At 57.9% G+C, this 24,148-nt stretch carries 31 protein-coding genes; 18 read left to right on the top strand and 13 right to left on the bottom strand.

Annotated features, from left to right (window positions below):
- Nucleotides 1-9 precede the first annotated feature (9 nt).
- Both dapD and KKW20_RS10785 read right to left on the bottom strand, forming a co-directional pair.
- Nucleotides 10-837 (bottom strand): 2,3,4,5-tetrahydropyridine-2,6-dicarboxylate N-succinyltransferase, encoded by an 828-nt coding sequence (gene dapD, locus KKW20_RS10790; protein WP_214567879.1) that lies wholly within the window; start codon nucleotides 835-837, stop codon nucleotides 10-12.
- A gap of 104 nt (nucleotides 838-941) precedes the next feature.
- Nucleotides 942-1,880: a threonine/serine dehydratase gene (locus tag KKW20_RS10785; RefSeq protein ID WP_214567878.1), complete on the bottom strand. Its 939-nt coding sequence runs from the start codon at nucleotides 1,878-1,880 to the stop codon at nucleotides 942-944.
- Nucleotides 1,881-2,165: 285 nt separating this feature from the next.
- Here KKW20_RS10785 and KKW20_RS10780 point away from each other — a divergent pair, with 285 nt between their 5' ends.
- Entirely contained in the window at nucleotides 2,166-3,356 is a 1,191-nt protein-coding gene (locus KKW20_RS10780) for a hypothetical protein (RefSeq protein WP_214567877.1), read from the top strand.
- Nucleotides 3,357-3,471: 115 nt separating this feature from the next.
- On the opposite strand, the gene merA is transcribed toward KKW20_RS10780, so the two are convergent.
- Genes merA through KKW20_RS10755 form a run of 5 tightly spaced genes read right to left on the bottom strand, consistent with a single transcriptional unit; the run spans nucleotide 3,472 to nucleotide 6,090 of the window.
- Nucleotides 3,472-4,905: a mercury(II) reductase gene (gene merA / locus KKW20_RS10775; RefSeq protein ID WP_214567876.1), complete on the bottom strand. Its 1,434-nt coding sequence runs from the start codon at nucleotides 4,903-4,905 to the stop codon at nucleotides 3,472-3,474.
- Between the two features lie 18 nt (nucleotides 4,906-4,923).
- Entirely contained in the window at nucleotides 4,924-5,127 is a 204-nt protein-coding gene (merF, locus tag KKW20_RS10770; protein WP_425514266.1) for a mercury resistance system transport protein MerF, read from the bottom strand.
- Complete coding sequence (locus KKW20_RS10765) at nucleotides 5,108-5,371, bottom strand: hypothetical protein (protein ID WP_214567875.1); 264 nt, start codon at nucleotides 5,369-5,371, stop codon at nucleotides 5,108-5,110. The genes merF and KKW20_RS10765 overlap by 20 nt, the downstream gene beginning before the upstream one ends.
- A 6-nt stretch (nucleotides 5,372-5,377) precedes the next feature.
- Nucleotides 5,378-5,674 (bottom strand): cation transporter, encoded by a 297-nt coding sequence (locus KKW20_RS10760; RefSeq protein ID WP_214567874.1) that lies wholly within the window; start codon nucleotides 5,672-5,674, stop codon nucleotides 5,378-5,380.
- 11 nt (nucleotides 5,675-5,685) lie between these two features.
- Complete coding sequence (locus KKW20_RS10755) at nucleotides 5,686-6,090, bottom strand: mercuric transporter MerT family protein (RefSeq protein ID WP_214567873.1); 405 nt, start codon at nucleotides 6,088-6,090, stop codon at nucleotides 5,686-5,688.
- Nucleotides 6,091-6,146: 56 nt separating this feature from the next.
- On the opposite strand from KKW20_RS10755, the gene KKW20_RS10750 reads away from it, so the two are divergent.
- The 13 genes from KKW20_RS10750 to KKW20_RS10690 all read left to right on the top strand — a co-directional run bounded on the left by KKW20_RS10750 (nucleotide 6,147) and on the right by KKW20_RS10690 (nucleotide 14,202).
- The gene (locus KKW20_RS10750; protein WP_343207579.1) at nucleotides 6,147-6,593 is read left to right on the top strand and encodes a MerR family transcriptional regulator; all 447 of its coding nucleotides are present in this window, start codon (nucleotides 6,147-6,149) and stop codon (nucleotides 6,591-6,593) included.
- A gap of 380 nt (nucleotides 6,594-6,973) precedes the next feature.
- Nucleotides 6,974-7,207 carry a hypothetical protein gene (locus KKW20_RS10745; RefSeq protein WP_214567871.1) on the top strand — a complete coding sequence of 78 codons (234 nt, stop codon included), beginning with the start codon at nucleotides 6,974-6,976 and terminating at the stop codon, nucleotides 7,205-7,207.
- A 34-nt stretch (nucleotides 7,208-7,241) separates the two neighbouring features.
- Nucleotides 7,242-8,183, top strand: a complete 942-nt coding sequence (locus tag KKW20_RS10740; protein ID WP_214567870.1) for a DnaJ C-terminal domain-containing protein — start codon at nucleotides 7,242-7,244, stop codon at nucleotides 8,181-8,183.
- On the top strand, nucleotides 8,180-8,527 hold the full coding sequence (locus KKW20_RS10735) for a chaperone modulator CbpM (RefSeq protein ID WP_214567869.1): 348 nt from the start codon (nucleotides 8,180-8,182) through the stop codon (nucleotides 8,525-8,527). The genes KKW20_RS10740 and KKW20_RS10735 overlap by 4 nt, the downstream gene beginning before the upstream one ends.
- Before the next feature lie 53 nt (nucleotides 8,528-8,580).
- Nucleotides 8,581-8,886, top strand: a complete 306-nt coding sequence (locus KKW20_RS10730; protein ID WP_214567868.1) for a hypothetical protein — start codon at nucleotides 8,581-8,583, stop codon at nucleotides 8,884-8,886.
- Nucleotides 8,887-9,243: 357 nt separating this feature from the next.
- Nucleotides 9,244-9,534, top strand: coding sequence for an ArsR/SmtB family transcription factor (locus KKW20_RS10725; RefSeq protein WP_214567867.1), 291 nt, complete (start codon nucleotides 9,244-9,246; stop codon nucleotides 9,532-9,534).
- On the top strand, nucleotides 9,531-10,592 hold the full coding sequence (locus KKW20_RS10720; protein ID WP_214567866.1) for a permease: 1,062 nt from the start codon (nucleotides 9,531-9,533) through the stop codon (nucleotides 10,590-10,592). Before KKW20_RS10725 ends, KKW20_RS10720 begins: the two co-directional genes overlap by 4 nt.
- Nucleotides 10,593-10,602: 10 nt before the next feature.
- Nucleotides 10,603-10,839 (top strand): thioredoxin family protein, encoded by a 237-nt coding sequence (locus KKW20_RS10715; protein WP_214567865.1) that lies wholly within the window; start codon nucleotides 10,603-10,605, stop codon nucleotides 10,837-10,839.
- Nucleotides 10,840-10,860: 21 nt separating this feature from the next.
- Complete coding sequence (locus KKW20_RS10710; protein WP_214567966.1) at nucleotides 10,861-11,571, top strand: VIT1/CCC1 transporter family protein; 711 nt, start codon at nucleotides 10,861-10,863, stop codon at nucleotides 11,569-11,571.
- Nucleotides 11,572-11,607: 36 nt separating this feature from the next.
- A complete protein-coding gene (locus KKW20_RS10705) occupies nucleotides 11,608-11,844 on the top strand; it encodes a thioredoxin family protein (RefSeq protein ID WP_214567864.1) in 237 nt (78 codons plus the stop codon).
- The gene (locus KKW20_RS10700) at nucleotides 11,841-12,752 is read left to right on the top strand and encodes an MBL fold metallo-hydrolase (protein WP_214567863.1); all 912 of its coding nucleotides are present in this window, start codon (nucleotides 11,841-11,843) and stop codon (nucleotides 12,750-12,752) included. Before KKW20_RS10705 ends, KKW20_RS10700 begins: the two co-directional genes overlap by 4 nt.
- On the top strand, nucleotides 12,752-13,156 hold the full coding sequence (locus KKW20_RS10695) for an OsmC family protein (RefSeq protein ID WP_214567862.1): 405 nt from the start codon (nucleotides 12,752-12,754) through the stop codon (nucleotides 13,154-13,156). Before KKW20_RS10700 ends, KKW20_RS10695 begins: the two co-directional genes overlap by 1 nt.
- Nucleotides 13,157-13,347: 191 nt before the next feature.
- On the top strand, nucleotides 13,348-14,202 hold the full coding sequence (locus KKW20_RS10690) for an LOG family protein (RefSeq protein ID WP_214567861.1): 855 nt from the start codon (nucleotides 13,348-13,350) through the stop codon (nucleotides 14,200-14,202).
- A gap of 46 nt (nucleotides 14,203-14,248) precedes the next feature.
- Here the strand turns inward: KKW20_RS10690 and KKW20_RS10685 are convergent, their stop codons facing one another.
- The 3 genes from KKW20_RS10685 to KKW20_RS10675 form a co-directional block, all read right to left on the bottom strand.
- Nucleotides 14,249-14,458 (bottom strand): hypothetical protein, encoded by a 210-nt coding sequence (locus KKW20_RS10685; RefSeq protein ID WP_214567860.1) that lies wholly within the window; start codon nucleotides 14,456-14,458, stop codon nucleotides 14,249-14,251.
- Between the two features lie 114 nt (nucleotides 14,459-14,572).
- Nucleotides 14,573-15,769 (bottom strand): dual-specificity RNA methyltransferase RlmN, encoded by a 1,197-nt coding sequence (gene rlmN, locus KKW20_RS10680; RefSeq protein ID WP_214567859.1) that lies wholly within the window; start codon nucleotides 15,767-15,769, stop codon nucleotides 14,573-14,575.
- Between the two features lie 170 nt (nucleotides 15,770-15,939).
- Entirely contained in the window at nucleotides 15,940-16,470 is a 531-nt protein-coding gene (locus KKW20_RS10675) for an invasion associated locus B family protein (RefSeq protein WP_214567858.1), read from the bottom strand.
- A 218-nt stretch (nucleotides 16,471-16,688) separates the two neighbouring features.
- Between KKW20_RS10675 and KKW20_RS10670 the strand changes: the two genes are divergently transcribed.
- The gene (locus tag KKW20_RS10670) at nucleotides 16,689-17,705 is read left to right on the top strand and encodes an asparaginase (protein ID WP_343207578.1); all 1,017 of its coding nucleotides are present in this window, start codon (nucleotides 16,689-16,691) and stop codon (nucleotides 17,703-17,705) included.
- A 49-nt stretch (nucleotides 17,706-17,754) separates the two neighbouring features.
- Here KKW20_RS10670 and KKW20_RS10665 read toward each other — a convergent pair whose 3' ends face one another.
- Complete coding sequence (locus KKW20_RS10665; protein WP_214567964.1) at nucleotides 17,755-18,513, bottom strand: TSUP family transporter; 759 nt, start codon at nucleotides 18,511-18,513, stop codon at nucleotides 17,755-17,757.
- A gap of 4 nt (nucleotides 18,514-18,517) precedes the next feature.
- Complete coding sequence (serB, locus tag KKW20_RS10660) at nucleotides 18,518-19,396, bottom strand: phosphoserine phosphatase SerB (RefSeq protein WP_214567857.1); 879 nt, start codon at nucleotides 19,394-19,396, stop codon at nucleotides 18,518-18,520.
- A 266-nt stretch (nucleotides 19,397-19,662) separates the two neighbouring features.
- On the opposite strand from serB, the gene KKW20_RS10655 reads away from it, so the two are divergent.
- Together KKW20_RS10655 and serA are read left to right on the top strand one after the other, a co-directional pair.
- Nucleotides 19,663-20,805 (top strand): phosphoserine transaminase, encoded by a 1,143-nt coding sequence (locus KKW20_RS10655; RefSeq protein WP_214567856.1) that lies wholly within the window; start codon nucleotides 19,663-19,665, stop codon nucleotides 20,803-20,805.
- Between the two features lie 132 nt (nucleotides 20,806-20,937).
- Nucleotides 20,938-22,530, top strand: coding sequence for a phosphoglycerate dehydrogenase (gene serA, locus KKW20_RS10650; protein ID WP_214567855.1), 1,593 nt, complete (start codon nucleotides 20,938-20,940; stop codon nucleotides 22,528-22,530).
- 64 nt (nucleotides 22,531-22,594) lie between these two features.
- Here serA and KKW20_RS10645 read toward each other — a convergent pair whose 3' ends face one another.
- Nucleotides 22,595-23,278 carry an aquaporin gene (locus tag KKW20_RS10645; RefSeq protein WP_214567854.1) on the bottom strand — a complete coding sequence of 228 codons (684 nt, stop codon included), beginning with the start codon at nucleotides 23,276-23,278 and terminating at the stop codon, nucleotides 22,595-22,597.
- Nucleotides 23,279-23,388: 110 nt separating this feature from the next.
- Here KKW20_RS10645 and KKW20_RS10640 point away from each other — a divergent pair, with 110 nt between their 5' ends.
- The gene (locus KKW20_RS10640) at nucleotides 23,389-24,147 is read left to right on the top strand and encodes a metallophosphoesterase (RefSeq protein WP_214567853.1); all 759 of its coding nucleotides are present in this window, start codon (nucleotides 23,389-23,391) and stop codon (nucleotides 24,145-24,147) included.
- Nucleotide 24,148: the final 1 nt, after the last annotated feature.

Below are 24,148 nucleotides of genomic sequence, written 5' to 3'. Positions count from 1 at the left end.
GTGGTGACGTCAGTCGCGCAACAACTCATTGATCGAGGTTTTGGACCGGGTTTTTGCATCAACGCGTTTTACAATCACAGCACAATACAGGTTCACCCCGTTTTTCGACGGCATTGATCCAGCCACGACAACAGAACCTGAAGGCACTTCGCCATACATCACGTCGCCGGTTTCACGATCGACGATTTTGGTCGACTGGCCGATGAACACGCCCATGCCCAGCACAGACCCTTCGCGCACGATACAGCCCTCAACCACCTCGGAACGTGCCCCGATAAAGCAGTTGTCCTCGATGATCGTCGGGCCAGCCTGCATCGGTTCCAACACACCGCCAATGCCAACGCCACCTGACAAGTGTACGTTTTTGCCGATCTGCGCACAGGACCCAACGCTGGCCCAAGTGTCGACCATCGTGCCCTCATCGACATATGCACCAAGGTTCACAAAGGACGGCATCAGCACAACACCAGGGGCGATAAAGGCGGATTTGCGGGCAATTGCACCGGGCACGGCGCGAAAACCAGCTTTGCGCCACGCGGCGTCGTCCCAGCCCAGGAATTTACTGTCAACCTTATCCCACCAATCAGCGCCTTGTGCGGCCCCTGACATCGGCTCCATATCTTTGATGCGAAAGCCCAAAAGAACCGCTTTCTTGGCCCATTGGTTTACGTGCCAATCACCATTGTCGCGACGTTCTGCGACACGCAATGTGCCCCCATCCAGCGCGTTCAGCGTGGCTTCAATCGCCTCGCGGGTCTCGCCGCCAGTGGATGGCGTGATGGTTTCGCGCGCCTCCCAGGCGGCTTCGATGGCGGTCTCAAGTTGCGCGTTCGACATGGGTCACTCCGTGGCTTTCGGTCAATTTTGCTTGGCCGTGTATAAGGGCGCAGGGCGCGGCGCTCAATTGCCAAAACGACCGAAAATGCCCCTGATGTGTTACATCATTGTGCCAAAAGCGGGTCCGGGGCCGGGTTGGCGCCGCAAATCAGCACGGCAACCCGTTCGCCGGGGGCCGGTGTGTAAGCGCCTGACAAAAGCGCGGCCAGCGCGGTGGCCCCCGCCGGTTCCACCAATTGGCGCAGGTTTTGCCACAACAAAAGCTGCGCTTGGGTGATCGCATCATCACGGACCAGCACGCTGTCGCCCAAATGCGCGCGCGCCAAATCAAAGCAGTATTGCCCAATGCGTTTTGCACCTAACGCGTTGGCGGCCACGCCACTGACGTTGACATCCACCGGTTTTCCCGCGGCCAATGCGGCGTTGAGCGCGCAAGAGGTTTCAGGCTCCACCGCGACAACCTTGCGTGCGCCCTGAAGCCAGGCGAGGGACCCGCCGATCAACCCGCCGCCACCGACAGCGATCAGGATCGTATCCGCCGCAAGTCCTTGTGCCTCCCATTCGCGCATCATCGTGCCTTGGCCCACAACGGTTCCCAACCCGTCATACGCATGGATTTGCGCGGCCCCGGTGTCTGCCTCATACGCCTGTGCGGCGCGCAGCGCATCGGCATATTCCCCCGGCACAACCTGTAAATCAGCACCGGCCCGGCGGATCAGATCAATCTTGGACGGCCCTGCCATTTCCGGCACAAAAATCGCCGCTTTATACCCAAGCTTATGCGCGGCATAGGCCACCGCCGCCCCGTGATTGCCGCCCGATGCCGCAACGATCCCGGCCTTTGGCCCGATGTTTGGCATGTCGCCCGACAAAAGCGAGTTAAACGCGCCGCGTGCCTTGAAGGTGCCGGTGTGTTGCATCTGTTCCAGTTTAAAGGCGACAGGGCAGGGCAGCCAATCTGCCGCGACATCCACCGTGGGGGTGTTCTGAATGTGATCCGCGATCCGATGCGCCGCCGCATTGATTTCGTCTTGCCAGTCCATACCCGCTCCTTTGGTTGCGTAAGGTGATTCCAGTTTGCGTCGACGCATCCGTTTGCGTTTTTTGCGTCTGGGCGCAGAAAACGCAGCGGGCAAGCGATTCAATAAATTGGAAGCGCTCTAAGATGTTGCATGAAACGCCAAAGGCGCACAACCAAGGGATTGTGTCGGGCGCCTGATGGAAGTTCCAAATGTTTAATCTCTCGGGCGGCAGATGAACAAAACGTTGAATTTATTCACAGAGTCGCGCTTGTTGCGCTTCTGACTTGGATGTGATCTTACACTTACATGCTGAACGTCGTAATTGTTGCAACCGTGGTCCTCGCAGCCGCATTGATGATCTGGCCTCGTGTGGCCAACGCGCCGCTATGGCATGCAACGATCACCCCTTTGGCCTCGATAATCGGGAGTGGTTTTCTCGTTTTGGGGCCAATCCTTGACGTCAGTTATGGCGGATACGCCCCTCTTGTTATGGCTGGATTATGCGCAATTGCGTATCTGTTTGGATCCGCGATCAGGTTCAACATTGCGGAGATCGAAACACAGGCGGCTCGGTCCTCATTGCTCACAGGGCTTGAGACGACAGCATCGGTTGTACTTGCCTTCGCCTTCGTTGTTTCTGTTGCGTACTACCTCAATCTCTTTGGCGCATTTGCGGTTAGCCTGACGGCTTTGGACGATGCCTATCATGCCAATTTGTTGACGACGGCGGTTTTTGTCCTGATCCTTTTCATCGGGGTGACCCGCGGCTTTACGGCACTTGAACGCATGGAGCAGATCTCGGTCGGCCTGAAATTGGCGATCATAGCGGGGTTGTTGGCTGGCCTTGTTGCGCATTTTGGGCAAGTCACGGCCCAAGGGGCGTTGGAGTTCGGCCCGCCGCAAGTCACGGGATGGGCGGGCGTCACGTTGATGGCCGGGTTGATCGTGACTGTGCAAGGTTTTGAAACCTCGCGCTATCTTGGTGCAACCTATAGCGCGCCCTTGCGTATCAAATCCATGCGGTTGGCACAGTTGATCTCCACCGGAATCTATCTCCTGTACATTGGGTTGCTGACCTACGCGTTTCGGTCCGATCCACTGTCTCTTGATGAAACGGCGATCATTGATCTGATGCAGGTTGTCGCCCCGATCCTGCCTTTGCTCTTGGTTGTTGCTGCCCTTAGTGCCCAGTTCAGCGCCGCAATCGCGGATACAAACGGGTCAGGCGGCTTGATCGCCGAGGCGACCAAAGGCGTCGTTTCCGAAAGGCTTGCGTATGCTTTGTTGGTTGGCACAGGTGTCGTGCTGACTTGGTCCGCGAACATCTTTGAAATCATCAGCTACGCATCGCGGGCGTTTGCACTTTATTACGCGATACAGGCTTGCATCGCGGCGATCCGCGCATCAGGGCGCGGACTTTCGTTGCAAGGGGCCGGCTTTGCCGGTTTGGCAATGATGGGCATGGCGGTCGCGATATTCGGAACACCTGTCGAGTGAAAAACGGATTTTTCTAACCAATCGTCCTGTCGGCTTTGCGCGAGGGTTGCAATGGCACGCCCCCCCCCTTTGCCGCGTAAAGGGGGGGGGGGTATCCCAACTGGCAGGCGCGCCTTCACCCCGCACAACAAGACAGCTTTGCAACATCCTTTTCAAAGGTCTGTGCAGCCAATTTGAGCCCTTCAACGGTCGTGAGATAGGGAAAGATCATCGCGCCCAAATCATCGTAGGTCATCCCCATCTTCAGGGCCATGGCAGCCGTCTGGATGCTGTCCGCGCCTTCCGGGGCGATGATATGCGCGCCCAACAGCTTCTTGCTGTTCTTATCCGCAACAAGCTTGATCACGCCGCGTGTGTCGCGTGCCGCCAACGCGCGGGGAACATGTTCGAGACCCAAGACAGAGGTGGCCACATCATGACCCGCTGACCTGGCCTGTGCCTCGGTCAAGCCGACGCTTGCAACCTGTGGATCAGAAAAGACCACCGCAGGCATGACGCTATTGTCATAGCTCAGCGCATTTCCATTCATCGCATTCTTGGCGGCGAGCTTCGCGCCATATGCCGCCATATAGACGAACTGATCGGTTCCAGTCACATCGCCAGTGGCGTAAACGCCATCCCGCGAGCTTCGCATCTGTGGGTCGACAATAATCCCGCCGCGCGCATTCGTGTCGATACCTGCAACATCAAGCGCCAGAGAGCCCGTGTTCGGAACGCGGCCCGTCGCCAGCAAAAGCTTTTCAGCTTCGATCCTGACGGTCGCACCGTTATGTGTTGCATGAAGGACAACGCCATCGCCGGATGTTTCAAACCGATCATAGGACAGCCCGTCCATCACCTTGATGCCCTCATCGGAAAAGGCTTTCGTCAGGGCGTCGCTGACTTCCGGTTCCGCCTCCGGCAGCAATCCGCGGCGCGTGACGATGGTCACTTGGGCACCCGCCCGCGCGAATATCTGGGCGATTTCAACCCCGATATAACCACCGCCCATCACCACCAGCGATTTCGGGAGCTGCGGCAATTCAAGCGCCGAGGTGCTGTCCAGCCAATCGACATCGTCCAGCCCGGGAATATCGGGAATATGCGGTGACGACCCCGTGGCGACAATCACCTTTGGCGCGCGAATGGTGCGGTCCCCAACCATAAGTGCCCCGTCCGCTGTAAAGCGTGCTTGACCCTCGATATAGGTGACACCCTCATAGTTTGGCAAAACATCAATGTACTTTGCGGCACGCAGCTCATCCACGAGCGCTTGTTTCTGGGCCACCATCGCGGGCCAATCCGTCACCTGCGCGGTGGCTTCCACACCCTCAAAACGCGCCGCGCCCTTTGCTGAATGCAAGGTTTCAACAGCGCGGATCATTGCCTTGGATGGGACGCAGCCGACATTGACGCAGGTGCCGCCAATGGTTCCGTACCCAATAAGGGCAACCCGCGCACCATCTTCGGCGGCGGTGATCGCGGCGGAAAATCCGGCAGAACCCGCGCCGATTACGGCAAGGTCGAATGTATCGGCGTCAGTCGAGTGGGGCGTGCAGCAGTTGGACATGATGTTTTATCTTTCAATTCAGGTTCTCCGCGCGCGGCGGATCAGAGCGTAGATTGTGATCAGTGCGAACACAGCAAGGGCGGGCAATAAAACATAGTCGAGGTAGCCGACGACAGCCGACAGGCCAACGACGCCAAAAAGCACCACGAGAACCGGTGTGAAGCAACACAGCGCGGCAATGACCGTGCCGATGATGCCCATCTTAAGAAGTCTGTCGTTCACTTTGGTCGTTCCTTTTCAATACTTGGTTGGCTTTGCGTGCCCGTATGAATGATCGCGTGGCAAGAACAGCGATGCCGCCAAGTGTTGCGACAAGGGCAATCGTCAGCATTTTGGCACCTGTCAGAAAACCAGCCGTTCCAAACAGCACGGTTCCAAACAGCACAGCTTTTCCACCACAACAGATCACGACGACAGGGGCGGCGATGATGAAGGCCAGAAGACCACCTGTTGCACTCTCTTTCATCGCGGCTCAGGAATTGTCGGCGTCAGGCACAAGCGCAGCTTCATATCCTGCCGCCATTGACGCAAGCGCAATGCCATCCACGTTTGCAATGGCATCATCAAAGACAACGACCGCTGTCTTGGTGTCCGCATCTGCCACCACCTGCATGACACCATCAACACCACTCATCGCCTTTTCAACGATAAAAGGGCAGCTGGCGCAGGTCATACCAGGAACCGAAAATGTGACAGTCTGTTCAGCGGCAAATGCCTGTCCGGCAGCCATCAGGCCAATCAGGGCCAAAGCGGAAGTTTTGAGTTTCATTGTGTGTCCTTTCAAAGACCAAGAAGAATGGGGGCGACAACCGGGGCGATCCAGGTCCAGAACAGCGCGATCATGATAAGCACTGTTGCGACCCAAAGCGCGGATTTGACAAGCCGGTTGGGAAGCGGTCGCGCACAGGCTTCACCCTGTGCGCAGGCCTTGGGTTTGCGGTAGACCATCCAATAGCCGTAACCGAGAAAGCCCAGCGTTATCGCGATAAAAATCGGCTTATAGGGCTCTAGGGCCGTCAGGTTTCCGATCCAGGCGCCGGAAACACCAAGGCTGAACAGGATCAGCGGGACGATACAACAGGTCGATGCCGCAAGGGCGCCGAGGATGCCACCGGCTGCGATCATCCGCGCTTTGCGGCTGTCGGGGTCGGTCTGGTTCACTTCAACATTTATTGAGTCGGACATGTAAACGCTCGCAGTTTGAGTTTCTTGCTGTAACATGCGATCTGTAGCGGCTACAGATGCAAGAGGTTTTATCGATGTCCGACTTCACGAAAACGCGAGGCTACGCAATTGGTGAGATGTCCAAGAGCACCGGCGTGAACATTGAGACGATCCGCTACTATGAGCGGATCGAGATTATGCCAAAACCGGACAGAACAGCAGGCGGCAATCGGCAGTATAATCACGACCAGCTCAAACGCCTGTCGTTCATCAAGCGCTCGCGCGAGCTTGGCTTTAGCATCGAGGAAATCCGCGCTTTGCTGACAATGGTTGATCGCAGCGACTTCACCTGCGGCGAGGTCCACAGCATGACGACCGAACACCTCGCGTCCGTCAAAGAGAAGATATTGGCCCTGCACCGGCTGGAACACGCGCTGGAAACGATGGCGGCAGAATGCGGTCGCGGCGATGTTCCGGACTGTCCAATTCTCGACACGCTGTTTGAGGTGGGTGTCGCCACATAGCCCCAAGAACGAGCGCGCGGATCCAGATAATGGCCTGGTCGACCATGATGCAAAAACCATCGATCAGTGACAGCGCCACGCCTTATGCCCTGGCAGCATACCAAAAGATTTTCCACCTCGACCCTTGATGTTACCGATTGGCATGATTTTATCAGTATCAGAAACGCCCAATTGGGGTTTCACGGAGACGCAGAAAAGGTTCGGCTGAAACAGCGGACCGCCGCGCGTTCGCTTTCAAGGGAACGGTGTGGCGTTGCGAAGATTACCAACCACCGCTTTGGCGGTGGGCCTTTATCTGTGACTGTCCTTCGTGGGCGTTTCGAACTGGCGTAACGAGAGTTGCGCGATTGTTTGGACGCGAGGAAGCGAGGAAGCGACACATGTTCTATCCAGATTTCATACGGCGCAGCGACCCGTTCGCTTTCACGCGTTCGATGCTGCACATCCCAAAACCTGCCAAGTCCGCGCTCGGGGTGCCACGCGCGTTCCCCGCCGTCACCGTTTGGCAGCCCGATGAGGCCGTCGAAATCACAGCAGAGTTGCCAGATGTCGCCCCCACCAACAGTGACAGTTTAGGCCAGGGCAATGTCGCGCGGGGGGACGCAGCAGCATGACCGAAAACCATTCAGAAACGATCAAGGTGACGCCATGAACAACGATCCCTATGAAATACTGGGCGTCTCCCACAGCGCCTCACAACCTGAGATCAAAAAGGCCTATCGCAAGCTCGCAAAAGACCTTCATCCGGATCTTCACCCAGACGATGATGCCAAGCACGAGCGGTTCAAGGACGTCGCGTCCGCTTATGATATTCTCGGAGATCCCGAGAAACGGCGCCGTTTTGACGCCGGTGAAATAGACGCGAGCGGCCAGGAACGACCCGATCGGCAGTATTATCACCAATACGCAGGGCAGGACGCCGGCGGCCGCTATGATACCGGCCCCGGGTTTGGTGCCGGCGCCGCGGACGAGGATCTGTCGGACATCTTCAGCCAGTTCTTTAACCAACGCGCAGGTCGCGATGCGGGCTTCGGCGCGGATGTCCATGCGCGCGGACAGGATCTGCGGTATCATCTAGAGGTCGACTTTCTTGATGCCGCGCGCGGGGTGAAAAAAAGTGTGACCATGCCAAACGGTCAGCGGTTGGAGATTTCGATCCCGCCGGGCACCCGCGATGGCCAGACATTACGCTTGCGCGGCAAGGGGGCTGACGGGATTGGCAAAGGTGGCCCCGGCGACGCGCTGGTGTCCATTACCGTGCGGCCGCATCCAGTGTTCCAGCGCGAGGGCGTTGACATCCATGTGCACGTCCCGATCACCTTTGACGAGGCCGTCTTGGGCGGTAAAGTCGATGTCCCGACGATATCGGGGCTTGCTTCGGTCTCGATCCCGGCTGGGTCGTCTTCCGGACGTAAACTCCGGCTGCGAGGGAAGGGACTTAAGGGCAAGGGTGGAACGCCGGGCGACCAGATCGTCGAACTTGAAATTGTTCTGCCCAAAGATGTGGATGACGGGATGAAAGATCTGGCCCGGCGTTGGCGGGACGAGGTCCACGAGGACCCACGCGCGGATTTGCGGAGGATGACATGACCCTGACGGAAAAAATGGTACTGACACAGGTACGACGTGTGACACGGCGAGAACTTCGCCAATGGATGCAATTGGGGTGGGTGCGGCCCGTAAACCGGGACGGGGCGCCCATGTTTGACGCGATGGATGTTGCGCGCGTCAGGTTGGTGCGCGATTTGCGAAACGACATGGCCGTGTCCCCGGACGCCATGGCGATCATCCTGAACCTGATGGATCAGCTTCACCGAACAAGACGGGACCTGCGCGCCCTAGCTGAGGTTGTGGCCGACAACCCCGAGGCGTTTCAACGGACCGCACGCCGTCGCCCTCAACTGTGGGACGACACCGGTTCCGAAACAGACTGACGCGCATCGGTGGCTGCGCATAAACATTTAATTTGCGCCGGAGGAAGAAGAAAATGAATGACGAAATATTGGCTTATTATCGGCTTCTTGCCCTAACGTATCGCCGGTTTTTGCAAGCAGATGCCGCTCTGCAATCGGCGCGGGAAAATATGCGCACCATATTTCCTGCCAACCGGATGCCCTATGGTGGGGCAATCGGCTCTGAACGCTCGCGCATCCGTCGCCTGATCGACGAGCGAACTGACGCGTTAATACGGTTGGAGACATCCTATGCGAAATTCAGCGCTGCGAAACAGCGAGCATCGCGACGGCGCGTTGGTTCGGTGGAGGTGTTCCAGCTTACAATGATGTCCGAATGATGGGCCGCTTGCGGGTCTCAGGGCCGATTTTGTGAACCCAGCGATGAACGGTGGAGGTGTCGACGGCACCCCCGCGTTCAGCCGGCATGTTGCGCGCCTCCCTTCGTGACGTGCAAAGCGACAACATCAGCCCAACGACGCGCAAGCGGTAAGAGGGCAAGTCGGTCCCGGCATCAGCGTGTCGAACGCATGCGAGGCGCCAATCAAAATCCAACTTTCCCGAACTTAAGGCGTTAGGGTGTCTCGTGAAGCCCCGATGACACCATGACGCAGGCCAGCGGAGTCGAACGGTATTGCAAGGGGATAAAAATGCGCTTATGTGTGTATGCGCATATACGCATGAAAGGAAAAGCTGCCATGATTCTCGCCATCCTGTCCGCCTTGGCCGAACCGACCCGCCTTCAGGCAGTCCTGCTTTTGGCCGATGGGTCAGAGCACTGCGTGTGCGAATTGATGAAGAAACTTGATGCAAGCCAAAGCCGGATGTCGCGGCATATGCAGGCTTTGAAACAGGCCGGTCTGGTCATCGACCGGCGTGATGCGCAGTGGGTCCGGTATCGTCTGAACCCTGACATGCCTGGCGAAATCACAGATGTGGTGGACGCGGTTCTGGCCGCCGCGCAAACCAAGGAAAGGGCTGCCGCATGAGCGCCGAAACCTCCCATCCCGTTCTCCCCGCGCGGCCAGACTGGCAGTGGCATTTGGGTGTTGTCGCCTTTCTCGTTGTCTGGTGGCTGGTCTATCAACAGTTGATCCCGTTTTCGGAATGGGTGACGGCGCTGTTCCCAATTGACCGCCACAGCCACACCGGCGAGGCCATCGCATTTTTCTTCTATGACGTGCCCAAGGTGATGATGCTTCTCACGCTCATCGTCTTTGCCATGGGCGTTGTGCGCACCTGGTTCTCGCCCGAAAAAACCCGCGCGCTGTTGTCGGGTAAGCGCGAAGGCGTTGGCAATGTCATGTCGGCGGGCCTTGGTATCCTGACGCCGTTTTGTTCGTGCTCGGCGGTGCCTTTGTTCATCGGTTTTGTATCGGCAGGCGTGCCGCTTGGCGTGACCTTTTCTTTCCTGATTGCGGCCCCGATGGTGAATGAGGTGGCGCTGGTGCTGCTCTTTGGTCTGGTCGGCTGGCAGGTGGCGGTCACCTATCTTGCCTTCGGGCTTGGCATCGCCATCGTGGCTGGCTTTGTTATCGGCAAACTCCGGTTGGAAGGCTGGCTTCAAGACTGGGTGCGCGATATCCATTCGGGCGCAAATACCCCCGTGGTGGGAGAGGATGAGCCCCTCACCATGATCAACCGCTACGCGCTGGGCATCGAGGCCGTGCGCGAGATTTTCGGCAAGGTCTGGATCTGGATCATCCTTGGCATTGGCATGGGTGCGCTGATCCACGGCTATGTGCCTGAGGATCTGATGGTGCGGATCATGGGCGCCGAAGCTTGGTGGTCGGTTCCTGCTGCGGTGGTCATGGGCGTGCCGATGTACACCAACGCCGCTGGCGTCATCCCGATCGTCGAGGCGCTGTTGGGCAAGGGCGCGGCCCTTGGCACCGTGCTGGCCTTCATGATGAGCGTGATCGCGCTGTCCTTGCCCGAAATGATCATCCTGCGCCAAGTGCTGACCCTGCGCCTGATCGCGGTGTTTGTCGGCGTGGTTGCCAGCGGCATTCTTGCGGTCGGCTTTCTCTTCAACCTGATTTTCTAAGGGCTATGAGATGGAGATCAAGGTTCTCGGGGCGGGCTGTGCCAAGTGCAAAACCACTGCCGCGCAAATCACGTCCATCGCCAGCCAGCTTGGCGTGGACGTTACCGTAACCAAGGTAGAGGACATGGCCGTGATCGTGAGCCACGGGATCATGTCAACACCGGGAGTGCTGATTGACGGCAAACTGGTTCATGTCGGTTCGGTGCCGGACCGGGCGCAGATCGAGGCGTGGCTAAGCGCCGCCTGAGGCGGACACTCAAGAAGGATGATGAATATGACCGAAACCGCCGCTTCACAGGAAAACCACTACTTCAACCGCGCCGGATGGCTGCGCGCGTCGGTGCTGGGGGCGAATGACGGGATTGTCTCGACCGCCAGCCTTATTGCCGGGGTCGCCAGCGCCGGCGTTCCGGTCAGCGATGTTCTTTTGGCCGGCACCGCCGGGTTGGTCGCGGGGGCCATGTCGATGGCCGCCGGGGAATATGTCTCGGTCAGTTCACAGGCCGACAGTGAAAAAGCCGATTTGGCGCGTGAAGCACAGGAACTTCGCACGCAGCCGGAATTCGAGCGTCAGGAACTCGCGGATATCTATGTCCAGCGCGGGCTTGATCCCGACCTTGCCCGACAGGTCGCCGAGCAGATGATGGCCAAGGACGCGCTGGCCACCCATGCCCGCGACGAACTGGGCATTACAATGGCGTCAAAGCCCCGGCCAATTCAGGCTGCGCTTTCGTCAGCGGCCTCCTTTACGGTGGGCGCGGCGTTGCCCCTGGCCGCAGTGGTCCTATCGCCGCAGTCCTGGATTACAATCAACACGACGGTCGCATCGGTCATCGCTCTGGGTCTTCTGGGCGGTATGTCGGCCTCGACAGGGGGTGCCCCCATCACCCGCGCCGTGATGCGGGTCACGTTCTGGGGGGCTGCGGCAATGGCGGCGACGGCCCTTGTGGGCGCGCTGTTTGGCACCACAATTTCGTAACACTCAACCCAAAACCCACCTTTGAAGGAGGAAAATATGAAAACCATCAAAGTCTACGGCCCCGGCTGCAAACGATGCGAAACCACTGAAACCATGGTCAAAGATGCGGCTGCCAAGCTGGGCGTCGAGGTCGATGTGACCAAGGTGAGCGACCCGCGCGAGATCGCGATGGCGGGTGTGATGTCCACGCCGGGAATTTCGCTTGACGGAAAGCTCGTCCATGCTGGCGGTCTGCCAGATGCGGCAAAACTCGAAGGATGGCTGTCCACATGATCCGTACACTCGTCGTTTCCGCAACGTTGCTTTTGCCCGGTCTTGCGACCGCGCAAGCCCTCGAAATCCAGCCCGTGACCGATGGTGTCTGGGCCATCGTTGGTGAAAAACAGCAGCGCAGCCCGGAAAACCTCGCGAACAACGCCACCTTCGGGCTTATCGCGACAGAGGATGGCGCGGTTCTGGTTGATCCGGGTGGATCCTGGAAAGGGGCAGAGGCGCTTCATGCCGCCATTCGAACCGTGACGGACCAGCCCGTTAAATATGTGGTCAATACCGGCGGGCAGGACCATCGCTGGCTCGGCAATGGTTATTGGCAAGCGCAGGGGGCGGTTGTGATCGCCTCTGAAGATGCTGTTGCTGATCACCAAAACCGCGGATCGATCCAAATGACGGGGTTGGCGCAGTTTCTGGGCGCGGAGCTGGAGGGGACGGAACCGGCCTATGCGAGCGTCACTTTTGACGATACCTACACGCTGGATCTCGGCGGGATGACGTTCGAAATTGTGCATCCGGGTGCCGCCCATACGCCGGGCGACAGCTTTGTCTGGGTGCCACAACGCGGCACGGTGTTCACAGGCGACATTGTCTATGTCGAACGCATTCTCGGTGTCGGCGAACAGAGTTCGATTGCCGAATGGCCGGAGACCTTCAAAGCGATGGAGGCCACTGGTGCGACGCATCTGGTGCCGGGTCACGGCCATGCCACGACATTGGATCAGGCCCGTGCGGACACATATGATTATCTGATGAACCTGCGCGGGAAGATTGGGGCGCTGTTGGACGAAGGCGGCGACATCATGGATGCCCCGGCCGTCGATCAATCGGCATTTTCCTATCTCGAACAGTTCGACAGTCTCGCCGGACGCAACGCACAGACCGCATACCAGCAGATGGAGTGGGAATGATGTTGGACTATCACGTCACTGCCCGTCGCATTGACGGTCATGGTTCGCAAGCCCAGACAAAAGACGCCATAATCGTTCTTGATACGGATATGGCGGGGCGGCCGGATGCCTTTAATCCGGCCGAGATGTTACTGGCAAGCCTTGCCGCCTGTATTCTGAAGGGGACCGAGCGCCTGATCCCGATGTTGAGCTTCGATCTGCGCGGGATCGAGGTCAGCCTGCAGGGGCAAAGACAGGACAGCCCGCCAAAGATGGTGCGCATCGACTATGAGATCGTGGTCGACACCGACGAAAGCGATCAGCGGATCGACCTGCTGCATCGCAACTTGCAAAAATACGGCACCATCTACAACACGTTGGCCGGGGCGACCACACTGTCGGGCACCATCCGGCGCAAGAGGTAATGTTCAACACGCTCGCGGACGCGGGGAAGGGGGCAACCGTGATCCGCGGGTGATCCGAATTGACAGGCGCGCCACCAGGGGATCGTGTCGGACTGCGTGCCTTTGCACCAAAAGGTGACGCGGTGTGACTGGTCACGCCCTGCCGCAAGCGCTAACAATAGGTGAAAACGAGCATTGAACAGGATTTATTCATGACCGACCAAACGCCCCCCCCTCGGCATCCCCTGCGCCGTTCGCGCCAAGACCGCGAAGCATCACACCACACGCCTGATACGCCACAAACCCGCGCGCCCGCCTATAGGCTGGCGTATGATGATCAGGATTTCATGTGCCGAGAAGACCTGCGCCCGGTCCGCTTGCAGCTTGAGCTCTTGAAGCCCGAATTGATGATGACCGAATATGGCGTGCAAAGCACCGTGGTTCTGTTTGGTGGCGCGCGTATTCCCGAGCCTGCCAAGAAAGACAGCGCACGGACCAAAACCTTGTCGGATCTGTCGAAATTCTATGACGAAGCGCGCAATTTTGCCCGGCTGATGACCGAACGATCCAAGGCGACTGGCGGCACAGAACATGTGGTGGTTACCGGTGGTGGCCCCGGCGTGATGGAAGCGGGAAACCGCGGCGCGCAGGACGCGGGCGGCGTTTCCATCGGCTTGAACATCGTGTTGCCACATGAACAGGCGCCCAATGAATATGTGACGCCTGACCTATGTTTCAACTTTCACTATTTCGCCGTCCGCAAGATGCACTTCCTGATGCGCGCAGAGGCGCTCGCGGTGTTCCCCGGCGGTTTTGGCACCTTGGACGAGTTGTTTGAAACCCTGACCTTGGTGCAAACCGGGCGGATGAAAAAAGTACCGATCCTGCTGTTTGGCGGCGACTTTTGGCGCAAGATTGTCAATTGGGACGCGCTGTCGGATGCGGGCACCATCAGCGCCGAAGATCTGGACCTGTTCCGGTTTGTTGAAACCGCCGAAGAGGCGATAGAAGCGATTGATTGCTGGGATTGCGCAGATGAACTGCGTGAGAATTTGCCGGGCCGGTAAGGTTGGGTAACAAAAGCGAAACCCCGGCCAATGGACCGGGGTTTTTTTACGACAAAAGCTCGCGTGGCAGGGCACAGACCCGCTTGCGATGCGGCAGGGTCAACACATAAAACACCCCTTCGGAGCGTTTAAGGCAATAGCCGTAGTTCCGCAGCCGATGTTTAAACTCAAACAAACTCAGTACTTTTTTCCGCTCGCGCGACAAGAAACGCAGCACGCTTTCGGTTTCAACATGGTCAAGATCGCAGGTGGTCACGATAGGCTCCTTTGAGTTTCATTTACCTCAAAGGCAGGATCGCGCGAGGACGTGGCACAAATTGTGCGCAATCGTGGCAATTTTAGGGAATTGTTAACCAAAAGGAATGGCGCCTTATGACCCCATCCCCGCCTCGGCTTCGATTTGCTTGCGCGACTTGCGCGCGCGCTCGGTTGCGGACTTCAGCTGACCACAGGCGGCCATGATATCTTCGCCACGCGGGCGACGAATGGGGCTGGCATACCCGGCCTCATGGATGATGTCCGCAAAGGCATGGATCCGGTTGTTTGACGACCGTTTATAGGGCGCACCCGGCCATTCGTTGAACGGGATCAGGTTGATTTTGGCAGCGATTTCATGGCGTTTGATGTGGTCCACCAGGCGGTGCGCATCTTCAACGCTGTCATTCACCCCGTTCAGCATCACATATTCAAAAGTGATCCGTTCAGAGTTTGAGACCTTTGGATAGGCGGCCAGCGCGGCCAGCAGCTCTTCGATATTCCAGCGCTTGTTGATCGGAACCAGCTTGTCGCGCACCTCATCGGTGGTGGCGTGGAAAGAAATCGCCAAAAGACAGCCAATCTCATCCGCCGTGCGGGCAATTTCCGGCACCACGCCAGAAGTCGACAGCGTGATGCGGCGGCGCGACAGTTGGATGCCTTCCGGGTCCATCGCGATCTTCATCGCATCGCGCACGTTTTCAAAATTATAAAGCGGCTCGCCCATGCCCATCAGCACGATGTTCGACAACAGACGCGGCTGGTTTTGATCGGTGCGGGTGCCGGGTTCGGGCCACTCATTCAGATCATCACGCGCCATCATCACCTGACCGATAATCTCAGCGGCGGTCAGATTGCGCACCAGTTTCTGCGTGCCTGTATGACAAAAAGTGCAGGTCAGAGTACAGCCAACTTGGGACGAAATGCACAGCGTGCCGCGCCCGTCCTCTGGGATATACACGACCTCTACCTCATGCCCGCCAGCGATGCGCACAAGGTATTTTCGGGTGCCGTCATCCGACACAAGCTTGCTGACCACCTCGGGGATTTCGATCACAAAATGATCCGCCAGCTGGGCGCGATAATCCTTGGACAGATTGGTCATCGCGTCAAAATCGCGCTTGCCCCATTGGTAAATCCATTGCCAGATCTGGTTCACCCGCATCTTGGCCTGTTTTTCCTTGGTGCCCATGTCAATCAGTGCCGCGCGCATCGCATCGCGCGTCATACCCACCAGATTTGGCTTGGCGGATGGGTCATCCTTGCGGGGCAGGGTCAACACATCTTGTGTGATCGGGGCAGTCGGTTCCATGGCGCGCGTCCTTTGTTCGCAGGGTCGCAGTCTATAGCCCAAGGGGCAGGGCTTGTCACCCCATCAGGCCACGCGCCACAACCCCGCCCGCGAGTGCGGTCCGGGGGCGACAGTCGAATATGGTTGAAACAGCTCTTTGGGTGTTCGGCACGTATGAGAATTGAAACAGCTTAACCGCCGCAGCGCTTGCCAGCCTCGTCCACAGCCGCCGTGAAGCCCAACAGCGAAAATGTGTCTTTGGTTTTGGTGCCACGCGACGATTGCGCGCGAAGAATGGCGGATGCGCCACGCTTCATCGCGGATACAATCTTGGCGTCATCCGCGGGTGCCGCCCAGGCCCATTCGCCATCTGTAAACATCTGATAGGCGTTGCTGCCAACCGTCAAAGACACGGTAGATCCCTTGGCAAAAGGATAGCCACCGGTAAATGACACCTGACCTTTGACTTTGGATCCGGGGCGATAGCTGACAAACAGCAAGATATCACCACGTTTCGCGGCCACAGCCCGGCCATCGCGTGTGTTTACGGTTTCCTTGGGTTTGGAAACACTCCAACATTCGGTGGGATTGTCCTCGACAAAAACACTCCAATCCGTGTTTGCCGCTACCCGGTTGGTGCTTTCCTGTGCGAGAGCACCAGATGTGCTGAGGGCCATTGCGCAGAACGCGCCACAAATTGCCCCTGTGATCACTCGTTTCATGTCCGTTACAGCCTCCAAGCTGTCTCTGCCTCTTGCCCCTGCGAAGCCCAACCATCTAAAGCGGTTTTCTTCTTATTAAATCGCGCCGCATGAAGCGTTTTATTCCTTTGCCGCCTAGTCTAACGTGAAATGTGGGTGTTGTGAAAGCCCCAGAACTGGATTATGCGGCGGAAAATCGCGCGCACCCCAAAGCGGTGTCGCAGTAAAGGGAGAGTATCGTGGTGCAAGATGTGAATGCGGCGGAGCGGCTGGTCGAAATATGGCGTGGCGATTTCATGGAATCGCAACATCTGGGGCACGCCGTGGTGTGCAATACCCAAGGTGAGATTGTTGAAAGCTGGGGCAACCCGGATGAGGTGATCCTGCCACGATCCTCGGCTAAGATGCTGCAAGCGCTGCCTTTGGTGGAAAGCGGGGCCGCGGATGCGGCGGGCCTAACCACCGAGCAATTGGCACTGTCCTGCGCCAGCCACCAAGGGGCCGCCATTCACACCGACCGCGTGCGCGCTTGGCTTGGGGATCTGGGGCTGGGCAATGATGACCTGTGCTGTGGTCCGCAAATGCCCGATGATCGCCCGGCGAAAAAGGCGCTGATTTGTGCGGACGAAAGCCCTTGCAAAATCCACAACAATTGTTCTGGAAAACACGCAGGGTTTTTGACCTTGGCACAGCATCTTGGCGCGGATCAGGCCGATTATGTGAACCCGGATCATGCGGTGCAACAAGCGGCGAAACTGGCGTTCGAAGAGGTCACGGGCATGGACAGTCCGGGTTACGGCATCGACGGCTGTTCGGCCCCGAACCACGCGACATCCTTGCACGGCATGGCACGGGCGATGGCGAGCTTTGCGGGCGCGCAATCCGGTCGGTCGACGCGCGACACCGCCATGGTGCGGCTGCGCGAGGCGATGATGTTGCACCCAGAATTGGTCGCTGGAGAGGGCCGCGCCTGCACCGAGATTATGCGCGCCCTGCCGGGCCGTGTGGCGGTAAAAACCGGGGCCGAAGCGTTTTTCATCGCAATCCTGCCCGAACAAGGTTTGGGCGTGGCGCTGAAAATCAACGACGGCTCTACCCGCGCATCTGAATGTGCCATTGCGGCCATTCTTGCGCGGCTCGGCGTGGCGGATGCCGCGGATCCGATGATCAAGAAGCGCCTGAACCCACGGGTGCTGAATTTCGCAGGGTTGGACACCGGTGAAATTCGGCCGTCAGCAGCGCTTTGGTCTGCGTAACACAGAATGTCTTGCCTCCGGCGGGGATATTTTTGGAAAGAGGAAAAGGTCAGAACCAGGCGGTCATCAACTTAATCGCAAGCGCGGTTGAGGCGATGACCAGCACCGGTTTGATCAGTTTTGACCCGATCCGCGAGGCGAGGGTGGACCCCACATAAGCCCCGGCAATCTGCGCAACCCCCATCGCCAAGCCAAGCGCCCAAAGCGGCGAGGCGACCAGCATGAAACCGGCGAGACCCCCGACATTAGAGGCGAAGTTCAACAGTTTTGTGTGGGCCGTGGCGCGCAGGATGCCGTAGCCCGCGAGGCTGACAAACCCAAGCATGTAAAACGCGCCCGCACCGGGGCCAAGCAGACCGTCATAAAGGCCAATGGCCGGGACAAAGGTGAGCGAAAAGACGAACGGTGAGAGGCGTTCCTGTTTGTCCACATCGTCCAATCCGGGTTTGAGGGCAAAGAAAACCGCAACGCCGATCAATAGGATGGGCAGGCCCAGGCGGATCACATCTGTCGGTAGGGTGGATGCCAACAACGCGCCCAGAACAGCCCCGAAAAATGCCAAAATAGCCGGGCGGATTTGCCGCCGTAAATTCACATGCCCCGCGCGTGCATAGGTGATTGCGGCCATCCCGGCCCCAAACAGCCCTTGTATTTTATTGGTGGCGAGTGCTGTGATCGGCGGCACACCTGCCAACAGCAAAACGGGTACGGTGATCAACCCACCGCCGCCTGCGATACTGTCAACAAAGCCAGCCACAAACCCTGCCGCCAAGAGGAGCATCAAAAGCTCGGCTGAGACTTGAAACAGCCCCTCAAACATCGACAAATTCGTCTTTGGAATAGCCTTGGATATACAAAAGCGCGGTGAGGTCGCCGTGGTTGATGCGGATGTCACATTCGGCCGCGACAGACGGTTTGGCATGCAGCGCAACCCCCGCGCCGGCCAGCCCCAACATGCCCAAATCATTGGCGCCGTCGCCCACGGCCATGACGTCGGCGTGGGCTAGGTCAAGGCGGCTGGAGATCTCTTTTAGCGCTTGCACCTTTGCTTCGCGCCCCAAGATGGGAAGGCCCACGGTGCCGGTCAGCTGACCGTTTTCAACGTGCAATGTGTTGGCGCGGTTTTCATCAAAGCCAAGCGCATTTGCCACATGGCCGGTGAAGGCGGTGAACCCGCCGGACACCAGCGCCGCATAAGCACCGTTTGCTTTCATTGTCGCCAAAAGCGCCGCGCCGCCGGGCATGAAGGTGATGCGTTTCTCAATGACATCGCCAATCACGCTTTCAGGCAGGCCTTTCAACAGGCCGACGCGTTCCTTCAGCGCCCCGTCAAAGTCGAGCTCGCCGTTCATCGCACGGGCGGTGATGTCTTTCACACGCGCGCCCACGCCCGCTTCATCCGCCAGTTCATCAATGCATTCTTGCTGGATCATCGTGCTGTCCATGTCGGCCAGCAGCATCTTTTTGCGCCGCGTATCAGATGGCAGGATCACCAAGTCGACGCCCATGTCCTGAAGGTCCGCCCAGACGTCCCAGCGATTGTCGGGCATCTTGGGCAACGCAAACTCTGCTGCCTCATCCGGGGACAACCAGATCGCATCGCCACCCCCCCACGCATTGCGCAGACTGTCCACCAAAGCGGCATCCAGATTGCGAGCGGTCGGGGCGGTCAGAAGTGTGGCGGTGTACATAAGTCAGCTTTCCTCAAGGGGCAGGTGTTGCGCCCAAAAGGAGGTATTTTGCACCCCTTCGCAAGGTGAAATCCGGATTTGCCCCGCAAAACCCTTGCACCCGTTGGTGACAAAAGTTTCCGATCGTGGTCATTTTGCGCCCAAATTCGACGTCCCTTGCGGTAAATCCGACATTTTCTCACTTGTGCGCACCAACCGCGCCGCTTATTTCGGTCAGTGGGACACCCTTCCCCAACGAAGGGCATTTATCTGTAAGGATAGCAGAAATGGCTAATCAGCAACCGGTCACGCGCCCGGCAAATCCGCGTTTTTCTTCTGGCCCCTGTGCCAAACCCCCCACATGGACTTTGGATGCTTTGTCGGACGCTGCCTTGGGCCGTTCGCACCGCGCCGCCATCGGCAAAGACAAGTTGAAGGCAGCAATCGAAGGCACGCGTGAGGTGCTTGGCATTCCCGCAGATTACAAAATCGGCATTGTCCCCGCCTCTGATACGGGCGCGATGGAAATGGCGATGTGGTCGCTTTTGGGCGCACGCGGTGTGGAAATGCTGGCCTGGGAATCGTTCGGGTCCGGCTGGGTCACGGATGTGAACAAACAGCTGAACCTGAATGCGGTGGCCAAGGTGGCGGCGTATGGCCAACTTCCGGATTTGGCCTCGGTTGATTTCAACAATGATGTCGTTTTCACCTGGAACGGCACCACATCTGGTGTGCGGGTGCCCAACGGTGATTGGATCCCCGCCGACCGCGAGGGTCTGGCGATTTGCGATGCGACATCCGCCGCGTTTGCGATGGATCTGCCGTGGGACAAGCTGGATGTGACCACCTTTAGCTGGCAAAAAGTGCTGGGCGGCGAAGCGGCGCACGGGGTGATTATCCTGTCACCGCGCGCGGTTGAACGTCTTGAAACTTACGTGCCTGCATGGCCCCTGCCGAAAATCTTTCGCATGACCAAAGGTGGCAAGCTGATCGACGGGATCTTTACCGGCGCCACCATCAACACGCCGTCGATGCTGGCGGTTGAGGATTACCTGTTTGCGCTGGATTGGGCGCGCTCGGTTGGTGGGCTTCAGGGGCTGATTGCGCGGGCCGATGCCAACACGGCGGAGGTCACCAAATTTGTCGAGGCCACCGATTGGATCGACTTTCTTGCCGATGATCCGGCGACCCGGTCCAACACCTCGGTTTGCGTGAAGTTCAACGACGCGCGCATCACCGATGGGGCGGCATTTGCCAAAGCGGTTGCCAAGCGATTGGAAGCCGAAGGCGTGGCCCTGGATGTGGGTGCCTATCGCGACGCGCCGGCCGGTCTTCGCATCTGGTGCGGTGGCACGGTGGAAGCGTCCGATGTGGCGGCGTTAATGCCGTGGCTTGATTGGGCGTTCAACGCGGAAATCGCAGCGCTTTAAGGCGCCCAAAAACTTTAAACATTCCCCGCTGGACCCTGTGAAAACTTTAAACTTTGCCCCTTGAGGTCTTTAAAGAGTTTAAAGTTTTGGGTCCGCGGTCTTTCAAAACTTTAAAGAATAGGAGCCCAGCACATGGCCCCCAAAGTTCTCGTATCCGACAAGCTTTCGGAAACCGCCGTACAGATTTTCCGCGACCGTGGCATTGATGTGGATTTCATGCCCGAGCTTGGAAAAGACAAAGAAAAATTGGCCGCGCTGATCGGCGAATATGACGGTCTTGCCATTCGGTCCGCGACCAAAGTGACCCCCACCATTCTGGAGGCCGCGACCAATCTGAAAGTGATCGCGCGTGCCGGAATTGGCACGGATAACATTGATAAAACAGCAGCTTCCAAGAAAGGCGTGATCGTTATGAACACACCTTTCGGCAATATGATCACCACCGCGGAACACGCGATTGCGATGATGTTTGCAGTGGCCCGCCAGATCCCAGAGGCGTCTGCCTCGACCCATGCGGGCAAATGGGAGAAGTCGAAATTCATGGGTGTTGAGTTGACCAATAAGACGCTGGGCGTGATCGGCGCGGGCAACATTGGCGGCATCGTTTGCGACCGCGCGCTGGGGCTGAAAATGAAGGTCATCGCTTATGATCCCTTCCTGCCGGAAGAGAAGGCTGACAAAATGGGCGTTGAAAAAGTTGAGCTGGACGAGCTGTTGACCCGTTCGGATTTCATCACGTTGCATGTGCCGATGATCGAGGCGACAAAGAATATTCTGTCGCGTGAAGCCCTTGAAAAGACTAAGAAAGGCGTGCGTATTATCAACTGTGCCCGTGGTGGCTTGGTCGATGAAGAGGCGCTGGCTGACCTGTTGAAATCGGGTCATGTGGCTGGTGCGGCCTTTGACGTTTTCGCCGAGGAACCCGCCAAAGAAAACGCTTTGTTCAACTTGCCAAATGTTGTCTGCACCCCGCATCTTGGGGCGGCGACAACCGAAGCTCAGGAAAATGTGGCGCTGCAAGTGGCCGAGCAAATGTCAGATTACCTTTTGACAGGCGCCGTGCAAAACGCGCTGAACATGCCATCGGTTACAGCCGAAGAAGCCAAGGTCATGGGCCCGTGGATCAAACTGGCGGAACACCTTGGGGCCTTTGTCGGCCAGATGACGGACGAGCCGATCAAAGCGGTGAACATCCTTTATGACGGTGTTGCGTCAGAGATGAACCTGAAGGCGCTGGATTGCGCAGTGATCGCAGGTCTGATGAAGCCGCAAACCCCTGATGTGAATATGGTTTCGGCCCCGGTTGTGGCGGCGGATCGGGGCATCAAAACCTCAACCACCACCCAATCCAAGGGCGGCACATTTGACGGATATATCAAGGTGACTGTGGTCACGGACAACCGCGAACGCTCGATCGCGGGGACGGTATTTTCAGACGGGAAACCACGGTTTATCCAGATCAAAGGCATCAACATTGACGCGGAAATCGGCAGCCACATGCTTTACACCACCAACAACGATGTGCCGGGTATTATCGGCGCCTTGGGGGAAACCATGGGTGAAAACGGGGTGAACATCGCGAACTTTACCTTGGGCCGGAAAGAGGCAGGCGGGGACGCGATTGCGCTTTTGTATGTGGATGCGCCTGTGCCGACAGATGTGCGTGAAAAGCTGAAAGGCACCGGGTTGTTCAACTCGATCACACCTTTGCAATTTGACGTCTAAGTCGTTGTAATGGAATTGAGAAAGCCCCGAGTGTTCTCGGGGCTTTCTTTGTTTTGGCCAAAGTTTACTGGGCGTCCAGAAGCCCGGTTTTGAACAGCAATCCAGCGGCCACAGCCCCCAACACAGGGGCCAGAATAAACAACCACAGCTGACCAATCGCGTGACCGCCTACAAACAACGCAGGCCCAATGGACCGTGCGGGGTTCACCGAGACGCCTGTCACATTGATGCCGACCAGGTGGATCACCACCAGCGTCAGACCAATCGCGATCCCGGCGACAGCACCCGGTGCGCCCACCCCGGTTGATCCCAAAATCACCACCACAAACAGGAAGGTTGCGACGAGTTCAAACACAAAGGCTGAGGTCATGTTGTATTCGTGCAAATAACCAGGGCCCCAACCGTTTTGACCAAGGCCGGACGTTGCCACATCAAAGCCGCCGCCTTTGCCGCTGGCGATCACAAACAAAAGACCGGCGCCTACAACTGCCCCTGCGATTTGCGCGAAAACATAGGTGCTTGCTTTGGACAGATCGAGCCGCCCTGCGATCACCGCGCCAATGGTGACGGCCGGATTGATGTGACAGCCAGAAACGCTCCCGATCCCATAGGCCATGCCAATCAGCGCAAGGCCAAAGGCGAAACTGATCCCAGTTAACCCAATATCGCCGCCCGCAATTACGGCCGCGCCACACCCAAACAGCACCAATGTCATGGTGCCAATAAACTCGGCAATTGCTTGTTTCATAAGGTCTTCCCCTGTTACACGTTTTCTATACCGCTCATTGTGCCGGGCTGACCTTTTTGGGTCGCGGGGAATTTGGGCGCGCTTGGCACCACACAGGATGAGGCATCGAAATGGATCGGGTTTACGCTATTGGGGATGTGCACGGGCATTTGGACAAGCTGAAGGCGGTGCATGCATTGATTGCCGAGGATCGCGCGCGCTGTGGTGACATGGATGCGCCGATTGTGCATGTGGGCGATTTGGTCGACCGCGGGCCGGACAGTCGCGGGGTGATCCAATATCTGATGGATGGGCAAGCCGGTGGTGAAAACTGGGTGGTGCTCAAGGGCAATCATGACCGGATGGCGGCGATGTTTTTGCGCGACACTCCGATGGTGGATCACATGTTACTCTATGATTTCAACTGGTTCCATCCACGCCTCGGCGGGATTGAGACGATGGCGAGCTACGGGGTTGAGGTGCCTGAAGGTATCCGAACCTATCAGCTTCATGCTGCCGCTCTAACCGCTGTTCCCAAGGCACACCGCGATTTTCTTGAGGGCTTGCCGGTGATGCACCGCGTGGGCGATCTGTGTTTTGTACACGCGGGCATCCGCCCCGGTGTGGCGCTTGAGGATCAAGTGGAAGATGACCTGATCTGGATCCGGCAGGAGTTTCATAACTCAAATACCGACCACGGGCCGCTTATTGTACATGGGCACACGCCTGTGGATGAGGTCACGCATTACGGCAATCGGTTGAACATTGACACCGGGGCCGGGCATGGCAAAGACATTGGTGTCGTGGTGATCGAAGGGCGCGAGGCTTGGAACTTGCGGGCTGGTGGGCGGAAGGATGTCAAGCTCGAGACCCAATTATCTCACTTTTGAC

Source organism: Aliiroseovarius lamellibrachiae, from assembly GCF_018599245.1.
GTDB lineage: Bacteria > Pseudomonadota > Alphaproteobacteria > Rhodobacterales > Rhodobacteraceae > Aliiroseovarius > Aliiroseovarius lamellibrachiae.
Note: the sequence above shows the minus strand (reverse complement) of the source record. Positions and strands in the feature narration are given on the sequence as shown.